General features: G+C 52.0%; 16 protein-coding genes. 5 read left to right on the forward strand and 11 right to left on the reverse strand.

What is annotated here, in order from left to right; translation table 11 throughout:
* Nucleotides 1-30 precede the first annotated feature (30 nt).
* Nucleotides 31-819: a TerC family protein gene (locus tag EGT51_RS00170; RefSeq protein ID WP_135366784.1), complete on the reverse strand. Its 789-nt coding sequence runs from the start codon at nt 817-819 to the stop codon at nt 31-33.
* A gap of 234 nt (nt 820-1,053) precedes the next feature.
* On the opposite strand from EGT51_RS00170, the gene EGT51_RS00175 reads away from it, so the two are divergent.
* The gene (locus EGT51_RS00175; protein WP_135366785.1) at nt 1,054-2,370 is read left to right on the forward strand and encodes a serine hydrolase; all 1,317 of its coding nucleotides are present in this window, start codon (nt 1,054-1,056) and stop codon (nt 2,368-2,370) included.
* A 524-nt stretch (nt 2,371-2,894) separates the two neighbouring features.
* Here the strand turns inward: EGT51_RS00175 and EGT51_RS00180 are convergent.
* The gene (locus EGT51_RS00180) at nt 2,895-3,521 is read right to left on the reverse strand and encodes a glycoside hydrolase family 73 protein (RefSeq protein WP_135366786.1); all 627 of its coding nucleotides are present in this window, start codon (nt 3,519-3,521) and stop codon (nt 2,895-2,897) included.
* A gap of 116 nt (nt 3,522-3,637) precedes the next feature.
* On the opposite strand from EGT51_RS00180, the gene EGT51_RS00185 reads away from it, so the two are divergent.
* The gene (locus EGT51_RS00185) at nt 3,638-4,624 is read left to right on the forward strand and encodes a YdcF family protein (RefSeq protein ID WP_135366787.1); all 987 of its coding nucleotides are present in this window, start codon (nt 3,638-3,640) and stop codon (nt 4,622-4,624) included.
* Nucleotides 4,625-4,767: 143 nt separating this feature from the next.
* Here EGT51_RS00185 and EGT51_RS00190 read toward each other — a convergent pair whose 3' ends face one another.
* The 3 genes from EGT51_RS00190 to EGT51_RS00200 form a co-directional block, all read right to left on the reverse strand.
* Nucleotides 4,768-5,745: a linear amide C-N hydrolase gene (locus EGT51_RS00190; RefSeq protein WP_135366788.1), complete on the reverse strand. Its 978-nt coding sequence runs from the start codon at nt 5,743-5,745 to the stop codon at nt 4,768-4,770.
* 83 nt (nt 5,746-5,828) lie between these two features.
* The gene (locus EGT51_RS00195) at nt 5,829-6,590 is read right to left on the reverse strand and encodes an acetoin reductase (RefSeq protein ID WP_135366789.1); all 762 of its coding nucleotides are present in this window, start codon (nt 6,588-6,590) and stop codon (nt 5,829-5,831) included.
* A gap of 419 nt (nt 6,591-7,009) precedes the next feature.
* Nucleotides 7,010-7,237: a hypothetical protein gene (locus EGT51_RS00200; protein ID WP_135366790.1), complete on the reverse strand. Its 228-nt coding sequence runs from the start codon at nt 7,235-7,237 to the stop codon at nt 7,010-7,012.
* A gap of 202 nt (nt 7,238-7,439) precedes the next feature.
* Here EGT51_RS00200 and EGT51_RS00205 point away from each other — a divergent pair, with 202 nt between their 5' ends.
* Nucleotides 7,440-10,241, forward strand: a complete 2,802-nt coding sequence (locus EGT51_RS00205) for an MMPL family transporter (RefSeq protein WP_135366791.1) — start codon at nt 7,440-7,442, stop codon at nt 10,239-10,241.
* A gap of 454 nt (nt 10,242-10,695) precedes the next feature.
* Here the strand turns inward: EGT51_RS00205 and EGT51_RS00210 are convergent, their stop codons facing one another.
* The 4 genes from EGT51_RS00210 to EGT51_RS00225 form a co-directional block, all read right to left on the reverse strand.
* Nucleotides 10,696-12,132, reverse strand: coding sequence for an MFS transporter (locus tag EGT51_RS00210; protein ID WP_135366792.1), 1,437 nt, complete (start codon nt 12,130-12,132; stop codon nt 10,696-10,698).
* Nucleotides 12,129-12,671, reverse strand: coding sequence for a PadR family transcriptional regulator (locus EGT51_RS00215; protein ID WP_135366793.1), 543 nt, complete (start codon nt 12,669-12,671; stop codon nt 12,129-12,131). Before EGT51_RS00215 ends, EGT51_RS00210 begins: the two co-directional genes overlap by 4 nt.
* A 106-nt stretch (nt 12,672-12,777) precedes the next feature.
* The gene (locus EGT51_RS00220; protein ID WP_135366794.1) at nt 12,778-14,031 is read right to left on the reverse strand and encodes an ATP-binding protein; all 1,254 of its coding nucleotides are present in this window, start codon (nt 14,029-14,031) and stop codon (nt 12,778-12,780) included.
* A 67-nt stretch (nt 14,032-14,098) separates the two neighbouring features.
* A complete protein-coding gene (locus tag EGT51_RS00225; RefSeq protein ID WP_135366795.1) occupies nt 14,099-14,569 on the reverse strand; it encodes a MerR family transcriptional regulator in 471 nt (156 codons plus the stop codon).
* 208 nt (nt 14,570-14,777) lie between these two features.
* On the opposite strand from EGT51_RS00225, the gene EGT51_RS00230 reads away from it, so the two are divergent.
* Nucleotides 14,778-15,263: a C40 family peptidase gene (locus EGT51_RS00230; RefSeq protein ID WP_135366796.1), complete on the forward strand. Its 486-nt coding sequence runs from the start codon at nt 14,778-14,780 to the stop codon at nt 15,261-15,263.
* Nucleotides 15,264-15,476: 213 nt separating this feature from the next.
* Here EGT51_RS00230 and EGT51_RS00235 read toward each other — a convergent pair whose 3' ends face one another.
* Both EGT51_RS00235 and EGT51_RS00240 read right to left on the reverse strand, forming a co-directional pair.
* Nucleotides 15,477-15,911 carry a GNAT family N-acetyltransferase gene (locus tag EGT51_RS00235; protein ID WP_135366797.1) on the reverse strand — a complete coding sequence of 145 codons (435 nt, stop codon included), beginning with the start codon at nt 15,909-15,911 and terminating at the stop codon, nt 15,477-15,479.
* Nucleotides 15,912-15,925: 14 nt separating this feature from the next.
* Nucleotides 15,926-16,591 (reverse strand): histidine phosphatase family protein, encoded by a 666-nt coding sequence (locus tag EGT51_RS00240; RefSeq protein WP_135366798.1) that lies wholly within the window; start codon nt 16,589-16,591, stop codon nt 15,926-15,928.
* A 343-nt stretch (nt 16,592-16,934) separates the two neighbouring features.
* Between EGT51_RS00240 and EGT51_RS00245 the strand changes: the two genes are divergently transcribed.
* A complete protein-coding gene (locus tag EGT51_RS00245) occupies nt 16,935-19,025 on the forward strand; it encodes an LTA synthase family protein (protein ID WP_135367052.1) in 2,091 nt (696 codons plus the stop codon).
* Nucleotides 19,026-19,366: the final 341 nt, after the last annotated feature.

The following is a 19,366-nucleotide window of genomic DNA, read 5'->3' on the forward strand; positions in this document are numbered from 1 at the left end:
ATGACCCTCGTCAGGTCACCTTTGCCAGAATTACGATTCAGATTTTGAAGGATGCTTGACGGTCTTGGCCGCTGTCGCCCGTGCATGACGCCGCTTGCGAATCACGTGAATGATCAGCGTGATGACGATGGCGCCCAGGACTACGAAGCCAAACAGCGTTGCTGGAATCTCGATATCGATCGCGGGAATCGAGATGAACAATTTGACGGCGATGATGCCAATCAGGATGTAGGCCATCGGTTCCAGTTCCGGAATCCGCCGCATCAGGTTCATGATGACCTCGGCGACACCCCGCATGGCCAGAATCCCAATCAGGCCCCCAATCAACACAATGACTGGGTTGCTAGAAATGGCCAGTGAGGCCAGCACGGAGTCTACAGAGAAGATGATATCCATCATTTCAATCTGCAAGACGACCGACCAGAACAATGGCAGCCAGCGTTTCTTCTTATCCTTGACCAGCTTGCGGGTGTGCTTGACCCGCGTCTTGGTGAAGTACTGAAAGACCAAAAAGACCAGGTACAAGGCCCCGACGACCTTGATCTCCCAGAAATTAATGAGGTAAGTCCCCAAGCCAATGATGATGAACCGGAACAAATACGCGCCCCAGATGCCGTAAAACAGGGATTTTTCCTGTTCCTTACGCGTAGGCAGAGACTGGGTCTGCGCCGCCAAAACGACCGCATTATCCACGGAGAGTAAACACTCAATCAAAACTAATGAAAAGATAATCAACCAATCGTTGCCGGATGAAATCACCGTTTCCCAATTGTGTAAATCAAAGAATGGCCCATAAAGTTGGCCAAGAAAATGTAACAATGCTGGGGTCAGCTCCTCATAACTAATTTTATATTGGAGGTAATTTTACCACACTCCCTATAAACTTGCGACCCATTAAGTGAGTTAAGCCTAAATTTTTTTGTCAACTTAGTTAGTTCACCGAATTCGATTATAAAATAAATTGTTCAAAATGTTACCGAAAAGTGACAGTCCTGTTACCCTTTCGCAACCAAACCGCGGTACTATGGAAAACACTATAAGGGGAAATGGATGATGATTGTGAAGAAAATTTTGTTAATTCTGGGAACGGCTCTGGGTCTGGTACTGGTCGTGCCTGCCACTTTGGCACACGCCAGCAGTTACCTCAAAATCACGAGCCAAAAGTCAACCAGCTACAATGCCCGTTTTGTGAGTCAGAGTAGCCGCAATGATGGGATTTATTACTATGCGCCCTACTACACGCAACGGTCGGCCAAGACCCGCGATGCCAGCGGAAAAAACTGGCAACACCGCTTCGTCAAGGTCACCAAGGTCGCTAAGCTGTCTAACGGCACGACCTACGTCAAGTTCGCGTGGTACGGCAAAACGATTGGCTGGGTCAACCAAAAGGCCCTGCAAAAGTACAGTCGTTCGCAAAATGCTGCGGCCTTACTGAACAACGCCCATTTCCAAGGGCGCGCCATGTTATTTAACCACTACGCCACCGGGGCGAGTCGCGTCAGCGTGGGGGATGCCGACGTCTCAAGCAAGTTGGCCAACACTGCCAACACCCTCTTCCCAATTGCGTCGTTACAAAAGGTCCTGACCGGGGCCATTATCGAACAATTGGCAGCCAGTGGCAAGCTGTCCTTAACGGATAAATTAAGCAAATACTACCCAAGCGTGGCCGGTAGCGGCAACATCACCTTGCGGCAGTTGCTCAACCACCGGTCCGGTATCGACATGGACGAAACCACGCCGGATACCCTGTTGACTAGCCAGGCCTCCGAGCTGAACTACACGCTCGATCAGCTGAAAAGCACCGGGTCGCAGTCGTTTAACTACACCAACGCTAACTACACCTTGCTGGCGGCGATTGCTTCCAAGGTGACCGGTCAATCCTACGACACGTTGGTCCAAAACCGCATCATCAAGCCGTTGAATCTCCAGCACACTTACGCCTGGGACGACCTGCCCAGTGACAGCGTGGTGGCCAGTGGCTACACCTACAGCAATGGCAACAGCGTGACCAACAACGTTTCTCAAAAGCTGATGTCATCTCTGCTGGGAGCCGGCAATTACTATTCCACGCCGGAAGACTACTACAAGATTCAAAAGGGCTTGCGTAACGGCAAGATTTTGACCAAGAATCAGTACTATGACTTGGCCGATAACTACAAGCTCAACTACGCCGGTGGCTTGTACCACTACAGTGGCGGCATCAAGCGCGTTCGCGGGGCTTTGAGTGGCTCCGGTTACGAAACGCTGTACTACGGCTCCGAAGGCAACAAGAAAGGCGTTATCTTATTCGCCAATCAGAAGCCAACGAAGTCGATCGACAAGCTAGGCAAGACGCTCTATGACCTGGCCCGTTACTACAATGAAAACTAAGCCTTAACGACAATCCCCGCCATCAACATCCAGTCCATGAACGTTGGTGGCGGGGATTTTAGGTTAACTTTGATTGAAACTAGTGACTGATTGCTGCACGTTACAAACCGACCGCCCACCGTTCGCCAAATATGGGTTGGCACGCTGGGGCAGGTCGAGCCGAAGAACCCGTCTCAAAGTGGCCTCATGGCCGAAATGTGCGCCAACAGGCAACTTGTTCCGCCTATTGTCACACGCTATTTCAGCGGCTGGACCCGTAATATCCATCGACTTTCCTATTGGAACATTGTCTGGCTCTTATCACAATCGAGTAGTCTCAAGCCACAATCTGCCGGAGGAGGCCAGGGATGGCGCCAGCTGTGTCGACGGTGTTGGCAGAGGTCTTTTCTCTGCCTACAGCGTGGGACGACTTCGGAGACTTGCGGGCTAGGCAAGGCTTCGAAGCGAGCCGGAAGCCCGCCCCTTGGCTGCAGGCGTTCCCCATAGCAGGCAGAATCCCTGGCAGCCGCAGGCACTGGTTTGTGTTATGTGTCATACTGGTTCAAATTGTAAGTGGCAATGACGTTGTCGAGTTTTTTGGCGTAATCGGGATCGGTCGCGTAGCCGTTTTCCTGCAACAGCTTGGCCGCCGTTTGATAATCCGTGACCGTCTGCTTAAAGTAATTGGCCTTCAACAGCGCATCGTGATCCAAGATGGCCGCCGTCAGGCTCGGGTAATCGCGGAAGTTGGCGTGAATCTGAATCTTCTTGCCGTTCACGTATTCACTGGTCGGAAACGACTTGGACTGTCCCTGGTAACTGCCCTTGACCCCAAACGGGTTGTTGGCCTGCTGGAACAGTGCCGAGGTTCCCCAGCTGGATTCCAAAATGGCCTGGGCAATCACGATGCTGGGCAGCACCTGACCGTTTTGTTGGTAAACGCGTACGGCCGGCGCCGCCATTTTCTTGATAAATTTCCGCTGGGCTGCGGTCGTTTGTCCCATGACCGTCCCCGTGCTGGTCTGGTCTACGTGCGTCGCGCGGATGACCGTTTTGATTTGGCCCCGCATTAACAGACCGCCGCCCAAGACCAAGAGGACCACGACAAAGATCCAGGTCGCCGTTGCGGGGTTAGTCCCAGTTTTTCGTTTGTTACGCCGTCGTTTAGGCACCCGAATCCCTCCGTTTCCGTTATAATGGAGTCAATTATACCGAGTTTTCCCCCGAGTGCTACCCGCAATGAGGAAGCCTCAAAAAAACTTAACCTTTACGAAAGGAGTCAATGGCCATGTTGTTCAGTGCCAGCCTATTTCTAATTTGTTTAGCCGCTTTACTGACCTTCTGGCAGCCCCACGGTTTGAGCTCAGCCGTGGTGACCTGCATCAGTGGCGGAATCATCATCTTGCTAGCCGGTTTTTCCCATCACGCCGGCTGGCAAGTCGTGGCCCACGTCGGTTGGGTCCTGATTGGTCTAGTCGCGGCGCTGGGACTCTTCATTTTGCTGTTGATTCTCAACGTGCCCCGGCTGGTCGTCCGGAAAAATGAGCACCTGACCTACGGCGTGTTGGCCGGCATTTGGCTCTGGCTGATCTTAGGGATTGGCTGGCTTTACAACATCAGCCACGGCAACTTCTCCGGGACGCTGTGGCCCTGGGTCACCTTCATCCCCGTCTTTAGCGTCTACATTGGTATCCTGTTTGCCGCCAGTCTGGTCGGGTTCTTGCGGGCCAATCTCTGGCGCGCCCGCAAAGCCGACACCATCGTTATCTTGGGCGCCGGTCTGTTGCACGGTGACCAAATCGGCCGCGTCTTGGGCAGTCGACTAGACACCGCATTAGCCTTGGCACGACGCCAAAAAGGCCCCGTCACCCTCCTCGTTACGGGGGGCCAGGGACCAGACGAAACAACCACGGAAGCCGCAGCCATGGCGGATTATTTAATCGCTCACGACTGGCCTCAAGACCAAATCGTGCAGGAAACCCAAGCGACCAATACGTTCAGTAACTTACTTTACAGTCAGCGGCTGTGGGGCCAATTGCCGCACCAGGGCGGCCGGGTCGTCATCGTGACCAACAACTACCACCTGTTTCGTGCCGAGCACCTGGCCAGTCAACTGGGGATTCGCTTCGGGGGCTACCCCGCGCCGACGCGGCTAGGCTACCTGCCGACCGCTTGGGCCCGCGAGTTTCTAGCCATCATTATGTTACATCCCCGCTTGCACCGCGGCGTCTTGGTCGGCCTAATTGCGACGAACATCTTGTGGTTCTTGATTTAGCGGACTTTCGGGCGCTGGCCGCCTACCGTTCGCCAAATATGGGTTGGAACACTGGCTGACGCAGGCGCTTGGTTTCCCCAACTCTAGGTGTCAGAACACTGTCATTAATCAGCACGTTAATTTCACTTTCAACCTTCAGACGCTTAGTTCAATGCTGTCACGCTCAACTGATTGGGAACGTTGTAGAATTTGGGCTTCGTCCAGTTCAACATTTCCGGCGTCAAGCGCAACTGGACCGTGTCCAAGCGATTGTAGGGCTGGAAATAATACGTTAACGACTCGCACACCGTGGCTGCACGGTAGACGGAATACGTCGGCCGGTATTGAGAGCTGCGCGGAACCGTGACGCTGTCCAATAAGTGCCAGGCACTGATGATGGCCTCGTCCTCGTCGGCGGGCAGGTCCGCACGTTCCTTGTAATATGCCGCCCGGACGAAGCGCCCGCCCGGCGTGAAGGAGCCACTGGGGACCGGTTTGCCAGAGAAGCGGCCGGTCGTGACGCGCGGTGCGTTCAACGGCACCGTACCGGCTTGAAAATCGTCGGTGTAGTTCACGTACTGGCCCAGCCGTTTCAGCTGTAGCTCGAAGTCCTTACTGTTGGTGACCACGCCCAGCGGATTCTCACGTACGCGCATGGGAAAATGCGTGGGTTCAATGACCACGGTCCGCCCCGTCCGGTCAACCACGGCGAAGTGCAGCTCAGAATCGCCAATGTTATTGACGGCAAAGCGGTTGGTCATCAGTTGGATCTCGTCGATGTGGGCCTCAATGTCCGCAACCGACGCGTAGTGACCCAATAGATAAAATGAAAATTCATACGGTGCCAAGTGGACTTGCCCGGGCGTCGGCGTATCTACCAGATTAGAGCCATTGGCAAACGTCAGCTTTTGCACGCTCAATCCCATTTCATTCACACCGTCGGAAACGTCAATCTCATGATCGTGCGCCCCACCACCGCCAATCATGGCGTAGCGGTTAGTGTGCACGGCGTTGTCATATAGGCCCTGCCATTGAAAGTTGCGGGGCACAAACAACGGCTGCACGTACAGCGCGTGCCAATCCATGGTCCGCGCCAAGACGTGACTGCCATCCTTGGCAATTTGTAAAATACTGGTACACACGGGTCTCAGCCTCCTTTAAAAGTGAGCAAAAAGTCGGCCACCGCAAGAAGCGATGACCGACAACTTTATGCAGTTATTCTATTTTAAGCGAAATTAATCCCACCATCAACAATAATGGCTTGCCCGGTAATGTAATCGGACTTCTTGTCAGCTAAGAAGGAGACCAAGTTGGCCACGTCGGCAGGCTGTTCACCCCGACCTAAGGCAATGCTGTCAATGTTCTTCTGTAAGGTTTCCCCTTCAGGAACGTTGTAGATCTTCGCCATGCGCTTATCGATTTCATCCCACATTGGCGTCAACACGATGCCTGGGCAGTAAGCGTTGACCGTGATCTTGTCCTTGGCCAATTCCTTGGCAGCGGCTTGGGTCAGGCCCCGAACGGCAAATTTCGTCGCGGAGTAAGCCCCCAACATTTCAAACCCTTCATGGCCGGCAATGGAAGAAGCACTGATGATCTTCCCACCGGTGCCTTGGGCCTTGAACTGTTCCGCAGCGGCTTGGATACCAAAGAAGGCGCCCTTGATGTTAACGTCTAAGATTTGGTCCAGGTCTTCTTCGGAGGTTTCGATGACGGGGTCAATCTTGGCGATCCCGGCGTTGTTGACCATCACGTCCAAATGCCCCATGTCCGCAACCACGTTCTTCACTAAGTCAAACATAGCTTGCTTCTTGGAGACGTCGACGAAGTAACCCTTGGCACCATTCCCCACTTCAGCGGCAACCGCTTCAGCATGTTCTTGGTTCAGGTCAGCCACAGCAACTTGTAAGCCGTCGGACGCCAGTTGTTTCACGATTCCGGCACCAATTCCTTGGCCACCACCGGTAACAATCGCAACTCTAGTCATATGCAAACACTCCTTCTGATTTGTGAATTCAATTGGAACACTCTTATTAAACCACACCCGTGAAACCGCTTCAATTATTTTTCTAACGCTCGCCGCCACCCAGGATCGTAACACCCCGAATTATCTGGGGTTCGGTCACGAAAAATAAAAACGATCAAGCGGCTGACTTAACCAACTGATCGTTTCATTTGACCGGAGGCGAGAGTGGGACAAAAGGCGATTAGCCGGCGAGCATTTCAGCTATGTGAAGGTAAAACGAAGGAACCTGGGAGGTTTTATCCCAGACTCGACACAGGCCTAGCTTCACCAATTTTAGGTGTCCGCCCACCGCGTTCCAACGCCTATCTAGTGAACGGTCAGGCGACCAGTTCAACCCAGGTTGCTGACAACTCGTCCTCCAGAGCAGGCGACGGTGCGGCCTAAGCCTGCGCGTCGGTCAAAAAGGCTTGGAAACGCCGGTCGATTTCCTTCAGCCGAGCCGTCTCCCCCAAGGTGTTGGGCACGCTGGCACTGATTTTCAGGTAGGCAAACATGACCTGACTGGGATCTAGGCCCGCCTGGGTGGCCAATTGGCTGGCAAACGGGTAACGTTGGTCAGTTAACATTTTGGCAAATGGGCTCTGATAGGCTTGGTGATGCTTGGACATTGAACTCCCCTCCCTTTTTGGCTAATACAAGTAGTTATCACTTTAACAGTTTCGGTTTTGAAAGCAACTAAAGAGTTTCTTAAAGTTTGTTAAATCCGGCTTAAAACAGCCCGAACGCCGGTCATTATGGTAGAATTGAGTATGGATTGTACCCTGCTCGCACGGCAGGAATTTGGATACATAGAGGGGACTCAGATTACTTATGCAAGAACGGATTAGAAAGCTTCACCACAACCGAATCTTCGCACTCGTATTCTGGTTGATCGTGGTATTTGCGGCGATTGTTACTTTGCCGAATGTCAATACCATCATTCAGTATGATGGTCAACCACAATTGGCGAATACGAGTCAGCCCGTCAAGGCGACTCAGATTCAAAATACTTGGGGACGTAACTTGAATGGCACCTACACCGTCAACGCGGTTTTCAACAACCCAGATGGCGCATTAACGAACAAGCAATTGGCTGCGATCAACAAGACCGTCTCCAATCTGCAGAAACGCTCGAGTTATTATGGGATCCAAAAGATCACCACAATGACCAATACGCCAACCAGTAAACCGCAACTGTTCTCCAAGGATAAATCGACTGAGATCGTCCAATTAGCGGTCAGTCACAACCAGGGAACCGTCCGGCAAATCTCCGGTCAATTGACCAGCCAGATTGCGACAATTGGCTTAAAGACGTACGTCACTAGCCCAGAAATCGTGAGCGACGCGGCTAACGAACACATCGCGTCCTTCACGTTGATCGTCATCTTGATGACCTTACTGATCGCCTTAGTTGCCATGGGGATTTTATTCGCATCAATCATCGCCCCAATCATTACGTTCCTTGCCATTTTAATTAGCTATATTTCCACGCTTAGTTTGGCGACTAACCTGGCCTATCACTGGAACTTCGCGTACTCCGAGTACACGCCGATCTTCCTGTTGCTGGGGATTACTTTGTTTACGCTGTTGACCAGCTTCTGGTTCTTCCGCGACTTGCGTAACCACATCGACGACGGCATGGAAAGTCAAGAAGCCACGTCCAAGGTGATTCAAAACCTGGGTTACCGCATCTTGATCAGCACCCTGAGCTTAACGTTAGCCTTCGGGAGCCTGATGTTATTTGACTTCTCGTCCATTCGGGCTTACGGCCTGCTGGGCATCGGCTTTGCCATCACAGGGATTGCCAGTGTTACCCTGATTCCGGTCTTTGCCGGGATGTTGGGTGGTAGCCTCTTCTGGCCAAAGAAGACACGGCCAAAATTAAAGGACCACAAGCTTTGGCACAGTCTGGCCCGCTTCGGTCTGTGGCAACCCTGGATCGCCATCCTGGTCGTCATTTACCTGATTGGCCCATTTGCCTATGGCTACCGCAACCAACTCAGCTATGATAACGCAACGGATATTCCAAATAACCAAGCCGTGCAGGGTGCTCGCGTCTTAAGTGCTCACTTTGGTCAAGGGAAGGCCACACCGGTCACCCTTTACCTGCAAGCGAACAAGCGTCTCGATAATCAAAATCAATTGTTCCAGTTGGATAATCTGACCAAGAAGTTGCAAGCCCAACCCGGCGTTGCCAGCGTCACGTCGGTTACCCAACCGGGTGGTCAACCGATCACGCAGTACTACGCCTCAACTCAGTTAGGTAACCTGAACAATGAACTAACCGGTATCGTGGGGCAATTGGGCACCGTGCGCAACGACCTGAAGTCGGATAGCAACAACCTCCGGCAAAAGACGTTACAAAGCGAAGTCAAGCGCCTGCAAAAGCTGGCCTCCCAAACCAATAGTTTGGTCACCGACAGTAGCTCCTTACAAGGGGCGTTACAAGCGGCCCAGGCCAAGTCATCCACGGCAACGACCAGTTCTTCGTCTAAGCAAATCAAGCGCTACATCAGTCAACTGCTGTCGGTCAACTCTCAGTTGAACGCAGCACTGTCGACTCTGAGCACCTTGACCAGTGACATCACCACGTCGAACACGGATGCCACGGCCGCCCAAAGTAACTTGAGCAATTACGCCAACACCATCAAGGCCGTCAACAGTAGCCTGAAGGATTCCCGTAAGCAAGTTACCAGCATGCAAAAGTCATTGAACAAGATGTACCTGTACCTGAGTGGTTTACAGAGTTCTGAAGCTGCCAAGTCGTTGTACCTGTCACCGACGCAAATTGCCAGCGGTGATTTCCAACAATCCTTGGTCAACTTCACGGACGAAAAGGTCCAATCCACTTACTTGACGATCACCTTAAAGCACGCACCAAATGCCAAGGATACCGCCAAGACGCTGACCCAACTGAAACAAGTGGCCAACGCCCAATTACGTGGCACGGTGCTGGAAGGCTCACCACTGACCTTTGCCGGCCAACCAGCCACGACCGCCACGATTCAAAACCAGTTCCAACACGACTTACCACGGGTCTTGGCCTTGGTCTTCGGCATCACCTTGATCCTGTTGATCATCTTCAGTCGGTCCCTGCTGCAAGCCAGCTACTGGTTCTTGACCTTCCTGGCATCCACTGCGGCCAGTTACCAACTGACCCATCTGTTGATGAAGTGGTTGACGGGTAACGGCGACTTCAACTGGCAAGTGCCATTGTTGGCCTTCGTTCCGGTCACCGTCTTAGCCGTCGTTGAATTGACCCAGTTAGCTCTGAGCTACCGGTTAAACGACGCTCCACTCCTCGACTGGTTATTGCCAGGGATTCACGAGGTCGGCCAAACCATGCGCCATTCCCTGTTCATCATCATCGCCGGGGTCTTAGGCCTGTTGGTCGCCGAATCACAGACGTTGACGGCGGTTACCCTGATTACCATTCTCACGGCAATCATCTTCAACCTGACCTTACCAATCATGGCTGCGGCCTTTGGTAAGTTAGCGGTCATCCTGCCGGCCCAAAAGCCCCACGATTTCCACATGCCACGGCGGAAGAAACGGCAAAAGCGCGCTGATCGGCCAATCAAGTCTGTCACAAGTGATGAGACCAAATCGACTGACGATAACGACGCTAAATAAATGAATAAGTTTGCTGAAAGTCACTGACTGCGGTCGGTGGCTTTTTTGTTTGCGCTACTTCAAGCGTCCTTCCCCACTGCCTCAGCGTATGTACCAGGCAATTAAATAAGTTATCCCCCGCCAGTTAGGACGCGCCACAGCCCCGCTCAGGCCCCGATCACGGCAGACTAAAAACGACTGCACGCCGGTTACTCACCGAAGCTGCAGTCGTTTTGCGTGGGTCTAAAAAGGGTTGAAAGTAGCATTGACGCGTAGATTACCAGAGCAGTGGTGTTCTGACACCTAAAGCTGAGGAAACCAGGCACCTACGACAGCCGGGATTTCGCCTGCTCTGGGAAACACCTCCAGCCTGAGAAGCGGGCTTCTGGTTCGCTTGAGAGCCTGGCAAAACCCGCCAGTCTCTCAAGTCGTCCCGCGCTGTAGGCTGAGACAGCTGGCTCCACCACGCCCAGGGTTAACTCCGGGCTGGACGGCGGAAAAGCCGCCAGCCCGTGATGACCGTGGCCACCAGACAAATGGCCAACGAGACCATAAAGGCCACGCGCATGCCGGTGATAAAGATCTCCGGATGCGCCGGCAGGTACGCCGTGACCCGGCGCCCGGCGTAGTGACTCATGGCGCTGAACAGGACCGTGGTCGCAATGGAGATACCGATAATCATGCCCAGCTCCCGGGCTAAGGCGTTGATACCGCCCGCGACACCCAGGTTTTGGACCGGCACGGAACTCATGACGATCGAGTTGTTAGGCGACATGAAGATGCCGTTTCCCAGGCCGACCAGACCGATGAAAAACATGAAGATCCACAGCGGCGTGCCCAGGTTGGCCAACATGTAGCCGACCTGACTGATGGAGATGAGGACCAGCCCGATAAACGTCAGGAGTTCCGGCCCAATTTTATCGGACACCGTCCCGGCAATCGGCGCCACGACGACTTGGACGATGGGAAAAGTCATCAGCGCGTAGCCGGCGTAATTGGCCGCCATCCCCCGGGCATTTTCCAGGTAGAACGGCGCAATCACGTTGAAGAAGAAGTTGGCCACGAAGATGAGAAAGGCACAGAGAATACTAATGCTGAAGCGCTTATTTTTAAATAATTGCAACGCTAAGATCGGATCGTCCACCCGCAACTCCAATCGGACAAAGACCACCAAAGCCACGATGCCGATGACGAACAGCCCCAAGATGAGAGGTTGCGTGAAGCCGATTTCTTGGCCGATAAAGACCGCGGCAAACAGACTGACCATGATGACGGCAAATAAGCTGGCCCCCGCCCGGTCGATGGGCACGCGGGTCACCGTGATGTCGCGCGGCAGGATGCGTTGGCCGATGAACCAAGCCACCACCCCGACCGGCACGTTGATCCAGAAGATGTAGCCCCAATGGAGGTGGGCCAAGATGAGACCGCCGACACCGGGTCCGGCAATGCTGCCGAGGGCCACGAAGGACCCAATCATCCCCAGCGCCCGTCCCCGTTCACTGAACGGAAAGACTTCGGTGATGATGCCGTTGTTGGTGGCCATGGTCATGGCGGCTCCCACGGCTTGAAGTGCCCGCGCGACCAACAGGAAGGCCAGGCCCGCGCTGAACCCACACATCAGGGAACCCAGAATGAACAGGACCGAGCCCATTTTAAAGATGCGAATCTTGCCGCGCGTATCCCCCAGCTTACCGAAGACCAGCAGCAAGGCACAGATGACGATCAAGTAGATCGACACGACCCACTCCGCTTGGTTCATGGGGATGTGCAGGTCACGACTCATGACGGGCAGCGCAATATTGACGATGCTGGCATCCAGCGTCGACATGAAGGTGAAGAGGCACACGGCCACCAGGATCCACCAGCGGTGCTTTTGAATCTGCGGATCATCCGCAAAGGTTTTAACGTTCATTTCAAATTCGCTCCCTTATCCAAATCTGCCAGGCGAGCGGCGATCCAGTCGGCCTGCGCCTGCGCCCGTAATTGTTGTAACTCATTGACGCCCAGGGCATCGACGACATCCAGTGGGACCATTCGGGGGTGGTCCGTTAAATACGCCCGGACCGCCGCTAAATTGACCAGTTGCGCCTGACTAAAGGCCTGGAAGTCGCGTAACACGGTCTGTTGCCCCGCCGCGTCGAGAAGATGTAAAAAATTACATTTAATCTGAAAGGCCAGTTGCGCTTGCTTGTTGATGGTGACCGGTCGTAAGACTAGCCGTTGAAAATGCGCGCGCCCCTGGGCAGTCAACGTGGCCGCACGTTTGGACCGCGAGCCCGCGCCGCTAGCCAAGACAATATCACCGGCCCGATTCAACCGGTCCAGCAGCGGGTACAGCACGCCGTAACTGACGGTCTGTTCCTGCCCGACCACGGTGACCAGGGCCTTACGCAGCTGATAGCCCGCCATATCGTGGTCCATCAGTTGCCCTAACACAAATAATTCGTACACACTGTTCCCTCTTTTCTGCTTGCCTAGTATAATCTATCTGGCCGATACATGCAATAGGGCAAAAAAATAGCCATTTCGGATTGGGAAATGACTGTTTGTACCCGACTTATTCAGATTTCTTTAGTAATAGTTCATCTTTATGTTCCCGAACATAAGCCTTAAACATTGGATCGACAAATCGCCAAGAATTACGACCTTCATTTTCGACAATACCAAGACTAGAACTCTTCAGTTGCGTTAAAGCAGTACTGATTGGACTGGTCTTTTCTTGAGGATTATTACGGATTTCGTTCACTGCCTTTAAAATATCCTGGACAGTCATTGTCATCCGATCATCGTTTGCCATTACGTATAAAACATAGTTTCTGACCGTTGTTTTGGTACTTGTCTTATTTTTTGCCTTATTCATTTTTGACTCATATTCCAGTTCATTAACCTCAAAGATTCCCTGGATTGCGTCATCAATATACTCGTCCTTGATAATCTGACTATGATTATCAATAGCTGCATAACCAGTCTTTTGCCCCAACTCATGAACAACTTTACCAATTCCACTGGAAATAAAAACGGTTTTTTTAACCTGTTTTTCTGAACTCGCTAATTTAGCCTTATCCCAGCCAGTTTTTATAATCATCTTACTCTCATCTGAGTTCAAATACGGAACAGATATCGTTGCTAATCTACTCTTTAGCGACTGAACATCTTTCCACAATTGTTCAGCGGTGCTGGCAATGCCAACGAAGACAATCTTAGCATATGACTTTTCATAATTTACAGCATCATCAGACATATTCTTAGCAATTTCTGCCAATCTGATGCGTAGGTCACTAGCGTTATCAGTCAAGTTCTCCATATCATCAACAACCAGAACCATATTACGCTCAAACAAAGTTTTCTCCAGAATAGCAAAGTCATCAGTTCCTGAATACTGCTCTGACGTTTCTTGCAGAGAACCTCTATCTTGTCTGCTAAACTTGGCTGCCAACCAGCCCCAACCAGTCACGCCGCCCTCGGCTTTTTGACTGGTCTCGTTCATCTCAATATCCTGAACATGATGCATCAGTTGCAACTCATTTGCCACATCGGCAATAAAGCTTTGGGTAGTCGTTTTATTCGTCATGGTAACTCTGATACTTTCCGTTTTGTATTTATCTTTTAGTTTCGCTAAATTATCAAGGACCATACTTGTCTTACCAGCACCAGTTGGTCCAAAAACCAGTACTTGTCTCCCTTGCTGCGAAAACTCACGGAAAATCGTCTTATCCAAAGTACCACGCCCAACATAATTTTTGGTAGCCGGTTTACTGGGTGTGAACCATTTGGTTAACTCATCCTCAGACTTCTCACTATTCCAAGCCATTGCCGTCCCTCCCTATCCTTGTAAGTATATCATTGAGCGACCAATTAAACATGAAGATTATTCTCCATCATTCCGGCTCCGCCTGTACCAGCCGCTGGGCCTCCGCGTTGGGCAATAACCGGTAGCGAATCGGCCCCTCATCCGGCACAATGGCCAGCAGCGTTTGCTCGGCATCAAAGGCACCCAGATTCAAGGCCAGTTCCCCGTCGACCTTGGCAAAGCCCTTCAGCCCCGCCGTCACAAAGTGGTGAATGTATTTCATCCGGTCCTGGCGCTTATCCGCCTGTTTGGCGGCGCCAGCTAAAGTGAAGCCCTCATCCAAGAAATACTTGATCAGTGTGACCCGCACGAACGTCTTAAACGTGTACACGCGCGCCTGTTGGCCGTCGTCACGTTCACGGGCGGAGATCAACCCCTTCTTTTCCCAGTACCGCAACTGCCGCGCTGAGACTTCTGTCATGGACGCCAGCTCCCCGATGCGAAAGACTAGGCGTTGAACATCGAAATATTGCCGCGCTTCATTTGAAAATTGTGCCATTTACTCAGTTCCTCCCCTTAACGCTTATGTAAACTAAGTTACCAATAATGTGAGCTAATAGCAAATTTTACCCCCCAATCACTCATTTGTGGGCAAAAGTAATGATTTGTTTAAGACATTTAACAGCTCTGCAACTGGCTTGTTACATGTTTGTCATATTACATTGCTATTCTAGAACTTGTAAAATTCATGAGGGGTGTTTATTAGGATGAAAAAATTTATTAAAACAATCGCAGCAAGTGCTTTAGTTTTCGTTGGCTTTTTCGCTTTTAATGCTAGCAACACCACGACCGCTTCGGCCGCTACCAAGAGTGACTTCACGTCCATCTACAAGGTGGCCAAGTCACACTTAGGTGCCCGTTACGTTTACGGTGCCACTGGTCCTTCTGCATTTGACTGCTCTGGCTTTACCAGCTACATCTACAAGAAGGGTGCCAGCGTTACTTTACCACGGACTGCACAAGCCCAATACAATGCTTACAAGCACGTCAGCTACAAGAACATCAAGAAGGGTGATTTGGTCTTCTTCGGTGGTAGTGCCTACTCCATCTCCCACGTCGGGATGTACATCGGTAAGGGCAAGATGATCGACGCCCAAAACCGCGGGGTCGTTCGCGAAGCCGTTCACGCGCCATGGTGGCACGCTGTTGGTTACGCCCGGGTAAACACGTCTAACGCTGACAACGCTGATTAATTAACCGGTAACCCGTTCAGTAAACACCTCATGAATTCATCTGAACGTAAAAAATGTGACACGTTACGCACTGGCTAGAGGCCGGTGGTAGCGTGTTTTTTTGTGTGCAAAAAGGAGCCTGGGACAAACCTCCCAGACTCCTTCACCTTTACCTAGCTGAAACGTGCGCCACAAGGCAACCGCTTCCGCCCTCCTCTTTACAATATAGCTAACTTATTTCCCCGCATACCGCACCGTCTGATGCTGAATCCCAGCTTCTTCAAACGGTTCGCCGATGGGTTCAAAGCCGAGTTCTTTGTAGAAATCCATGGCCGTTAGCTGGGCATCCAGCTCGACGTGAGCCACGTCTGACTTCTTGGCGTCCTTGATGATTTGCTTGATCAATTCCGCTGCGTAGCCGTGCTTGCGTTGGTCAGCGACCGTAGCCACCCGCTGGATTTTTACCCGGTTGCCGGCCAGCATGTCAATTCTAGCCGTGGTGACAGGTTCATCATCCACATAGCCAACGTAGTGCATCTTATCCTCGTCGGTCCCGTCCAACTCTACTTTCGGGTCAATCCCCTGCTCTTCAATAAAAACATCCTTACGCATCTGCAGGGCATCCTTAAAGACCGGATTCAATTTACCCCAAGCCATTCTAATTTCCATCAAACCATCCTCGCTTAATCTTTTTGGTTGTAGCTTAATACCTGAATATCATCAGGCGTTAATAATAATTTGGTCACACTACCATTGGCGGGCCGCACGCTGAGATCGTACTTGCCTTGACCGTAGCGTTCCATCAGGCTCAGCAGCGTATTGCCGTGACTGATCATCAAGACGTTGTCGCCGTCGTTGAGGTCTGGGTTGTGGCGGATCAGGTCAAAGCCTTGGTCCACCCGCGCCCAGTATTCATCGTTGTTTTCGGCTTGACGAAACGGGTCGGCTTCCTTCAAGAAGTCCTTGGCCTTGCCAATCGAGTATTTTTCTTCAATCGCCTTAAATGAAGGCACCCCATGTGGCGCGCCGGCGACGTACCAGGCCTGGGCCATGTCCGTGCCTTCGTAATAACCGTAGAACTCTTCTCTAAAGAAAGACGCCGTGGTCAACTGCGCGGCCGGTTGGGAATGGTTGGCAGCTAAAATGGTCTTAGCCGTCTGTTCCGCGCGGGTCGTGTCACTGCAGTAGGCTGCCGCAAATTGCACGTCTGCGAGCCGTTTGCCGGCCCCTTCCGCATCCGCGATACCCGCTTCGGTCAGGGGTGAATTACTCCAGCCTTGAAGTTTATTGTAGATGTTAAAATACGTTTGCCCGTGACGGACCACGTACAGCGTGAGTTGTTTCGTCATAATCTAGTCACACCTTTCATCTGAATATACCTCTAGTGTACCAAAGATACTGCGATAGCGGTTACAATTTTCCAGCCTGACTTAAAGTTTTCCTAAACTTCTAAGAAAACCCCGTCGTGACTGCCAAAGTTTGCTACCATTAGGCAAATACGGGATTTTTTACCCGGTCAGCGGACGTGTTTCTATAATAGTAGAAACCAATTGTCCCGTCATCTGACTGCCCCACCAGCCCCGATCACCATCATGGCTGGATCTATGGTAAAATGAGACTACTTTATCTGCACAGAAGGAGCGAACGAACGTGGAACGTTTCAAAAAAATATGGGCCAGAACTGGGACCCGGATGGGCTTTGTCACCCTGATGGTCGTCTTGTTTTGGCTGAAGACCTTGGTCGCCTATTTCGTCGACTTCAAGCTAGGACTCAGCGACCCGTTTCAATTCCTGATCCTGCTCTTGAATCCCCTAGCAACGACCATCCTGCTCTTCGGGTTGGCGCTATACTTCAAACGCGCCCGCTTCTTCTACCCGTTTTTATTTCTGATTGACATCCTGAACACCCTGTTGCTGTACATCAACGTCATTTACTTCCGGGAATTCACGGACTTCATGACCGTTAGTACGATGCTGGGCTACTCTAAGGTCGACCAGGGACTGTCGGGGAGCTCGCTGGCCCTGACCTCGCCGCACGACATTCTGTATTGGCTGGATCTCGTGGTGGTGCTGGTCTTGATGGCCACGCGGCGCATCTACATCGACCCACGACCACTAAACAAGCGCGTCGGGCTGGCCGTCACGTCGAGCGCCCTATTGCTCTTCACGGTCAACCTGACCATGGGCGAAATGGACCGGCCGCAACTGTTGACGCGGACCTTTGATCGCACCTACGTGGTCAAGTACCTGGGGCTGGACGCCTTCACCGTGTACGACGGCATCAAGTCGCAGCACACCAGTGAATTGCGCTCGCACGCCAAGAAGTCCGAGCTCAGTGGTATTTTAAAATACGTCCACAAAAATTATGCCGCGCCGAACAAGAAGCTCTACGGGGTGGCAAAGGGCAAAAACGTCATCATCATTCACCTGGAGAGTTTCCAACAATTTCTGATCAATAAGAAGATCAACGGCCAAGAGGTCACGCCATTTTTGAACAAGCTGTACAAGAGCAAATCGACCTACAGCTTCGACAACTTCTTCCATGAGGTCGGCCAAGGCAAGACGTCCGATGCCGAGACCATGCTGGAGACCGGGACGTACGGCCTGTCGCAAGGCTCGCTGTTCACCCAACTGGGCAATGACAACACCTTCCAAGCGGCGCCCGCCATCTTTGATCAGGCTGGCTACAGCACCGCGGTCTTCCACGGCAACGTCGCCAGCTTCTGGAACCGTAGTAGCACCTACAAGAACCTGGGCTACCAGTACTTCTTCGACGCCAGCTACTACGACACGTCTGGAGACAAGTCGCTGGGCTACGGCCTCAAGGACAAGCTGTTGTTCAACGATTCCGTGAAATACCTGCAGCATCTCCAGCAGCCATTTTACGTGAAATACCTGACCGTCACCAACCACTTCCCGTTCACCCTAGACAGCGAAGATTCCAGCTTCAAGACGCCTAATACCGGGGATAAGACGGTCGACAACTACTTCAAGACCGCCCACTACCTCGACCAATCCATCAAGGAATTTTACGCCTACTTGAAGAAATCCGGGCTGGCCAAGAATTCGCTGGTCATGATCTACGGGGACCACTACGGCATTTCCAATTCCTCGAACAAGAGCCTGGCCAAACTGCTCGGCGTCAATCCGGATGACTGGAACGACTACGACAATGCCCAGCTCCAACGGGTACCGCTAATGTTTAACATGCCCGGCTACAAGAAGGGCAAGGTCGAACACACCTATGGCGGCGAAATCGACGTGCTGCCGACGCTGATGCACCTGATGGGCATGAGCACCAAGAAGTACATCCAGTTCGGGACCGACCTGTTCTCCAAGGCCCACAACCCGGTCGTGGCGTTCCGTAACCGCGATTGGGTCAGCCCCGAGTACACGTCAATCGACGGTACAGTTTACAGCAACAAGACCCAAGAGGAGATTCACCCAACCAAGCAGCAACAAAAACTGATCAACGCCATGCAAAAGCACGTCAATCAGGGGCTCAGCGATTCCGATTCGCTGAACCAAAAGAACCTGTTGCGCTTCTACCATCCCAAGGGCTTCAAGGCCGTCGACCCGTCCGATTACAACTATTCCGATGGGCTGCAAAAAGAAGAAAAGATCGAGAAGAAGTTAGGTCTGAAATCAACCAGCCTCTTCTCCCGCAATGGCGACAAGTCCACGCAACCGTTCTACAAGACGGATGCGCCTGAGCTGGGCCACAAGACGACTGATTCCAACCGAATCAAGATTACCAACCAGGATGACACTAGCGGGAAGTAACTTTGCGCACAAACATTGCATCCGTCACCACGACATCGATTACTAAATTAATAAAGAAGCTGTCCGTTCAATCTTAACGATTGGCCGAACAGCTTCTTTGCGTTTGTAAGAAAAACTTCTATTGTTAGAGATGGATAGATTGGTGAATTAGTGTTGTTGGCTGTCGCCTTCATCGGCAGTACCAGTCAACCGCTACGCTTATCCACGAATCTCCGGATAAGCAGCCCTACTGGCTGACCAACACGAGTAGTGGCGTTCAACTACTAATCGTAGCCGAGAGTGGAGCGAAACAGCGCTCAGCCGTGGGATTCACTTAGCGGTGCCCTTTGCCGGTTAGGGAA

Source organism: Levilactobacillus suantsaiihabitans (assembly GCF_004745505.1).
GTDB classification, from domain to species: domain Bacteria; phylum Bacillota; class Bacilli; order Lactobacillales; family Lactobacillaceae; genus Levilactobacillus; species Levilactobacillus suantsaiihabitans.

Bases quoted from the DNA above. Each gene is read 5' to 3' on its own strand.
- EGT51_RS00175 (WP_135366785.1), top strand. From the start codon at position 1,054: ATGATTGTGAAGAAAATTTTGTTAATTCTGGGAACGGCTCTGGGTCTG.
- EGT51_RS00185 (WP_135366787.1), top strand. From the start codon at position 3,638: ATGTTGTTCAGTGCCAGCCTATTTCTAATTTGTTTAGCCGCTTTACTG.
- EGT51_RS00195 (WP_135366789.1), bottom strand. From the start codon at position 6,590: ATGACTAGAGTTGCGATTGTTACCGGTGGTGGCCAAGGAATTGGTGCC.
- EGT51_RS00200 (WP_135366790.1), bottom strand. From the start codon at position 7,237: ATGTCCAAGCATCACCAAGCCTATCAGAGCCCATTTGCCAAAATGTTA.
- EGT51_RS00205 (WP_135366791.1), top strand. From the start codon at position 7,440: ATGCAAGAACGGATTAGAAAGCTTCACCACAACCGAATCTTCGCACTC.
- EGT51_RS00210 (WP_135366792.1), bottom strand. From the start codon at position 12,132: ATGAACGTTAAAACCTTTGCGGATGATCCGCAGATTCAAAAGCACCGC.
- EGT51_RS00220 (WP_135366794.1), bottom strand. From the start codon at position 14,031: ATGGCTTGGAATAGTGAGAAGTCTGAGGATGAGTTAACCAAATGGTTC.
- EGT51_RS00225 (WP_135366795.1), bottom strand. From the start codon at position 14,569: ATGGCACAATTTTCAAATGAAGCGCGGCAATATTTCGATGTTCAACGC.
- EGT51_RS00230 (WP_135366796.1), top strand. From the start codon at position 14,778: ATGAAAAAATTTATTAAAACAATCGCAGCAAGTGCTTTAGTTTTCGTT.
- EGT51_RS00235 (WP_135366797.1), bottom strand. From the start codon at position 15,911: ATGGAAATTAGAATGGCTTGGGGTAAATTGAATCCGGTCTTTAAGGAT.
- EGT51_RS00240 (WP_135366798.1), bottom strand. From the start codon at position 16,591: ATGACGAAACAACTCACGCTGTACGTGGTCCGTCACGGGCAAACGTAT.
- EGT51_RS00245 (WP_135367052.1), top strand. From the start codon at position 16,935: ATGGGCTTTGTCACCCTGATGGTCGTCTTGTTTTGGCTGAAGACCTTG.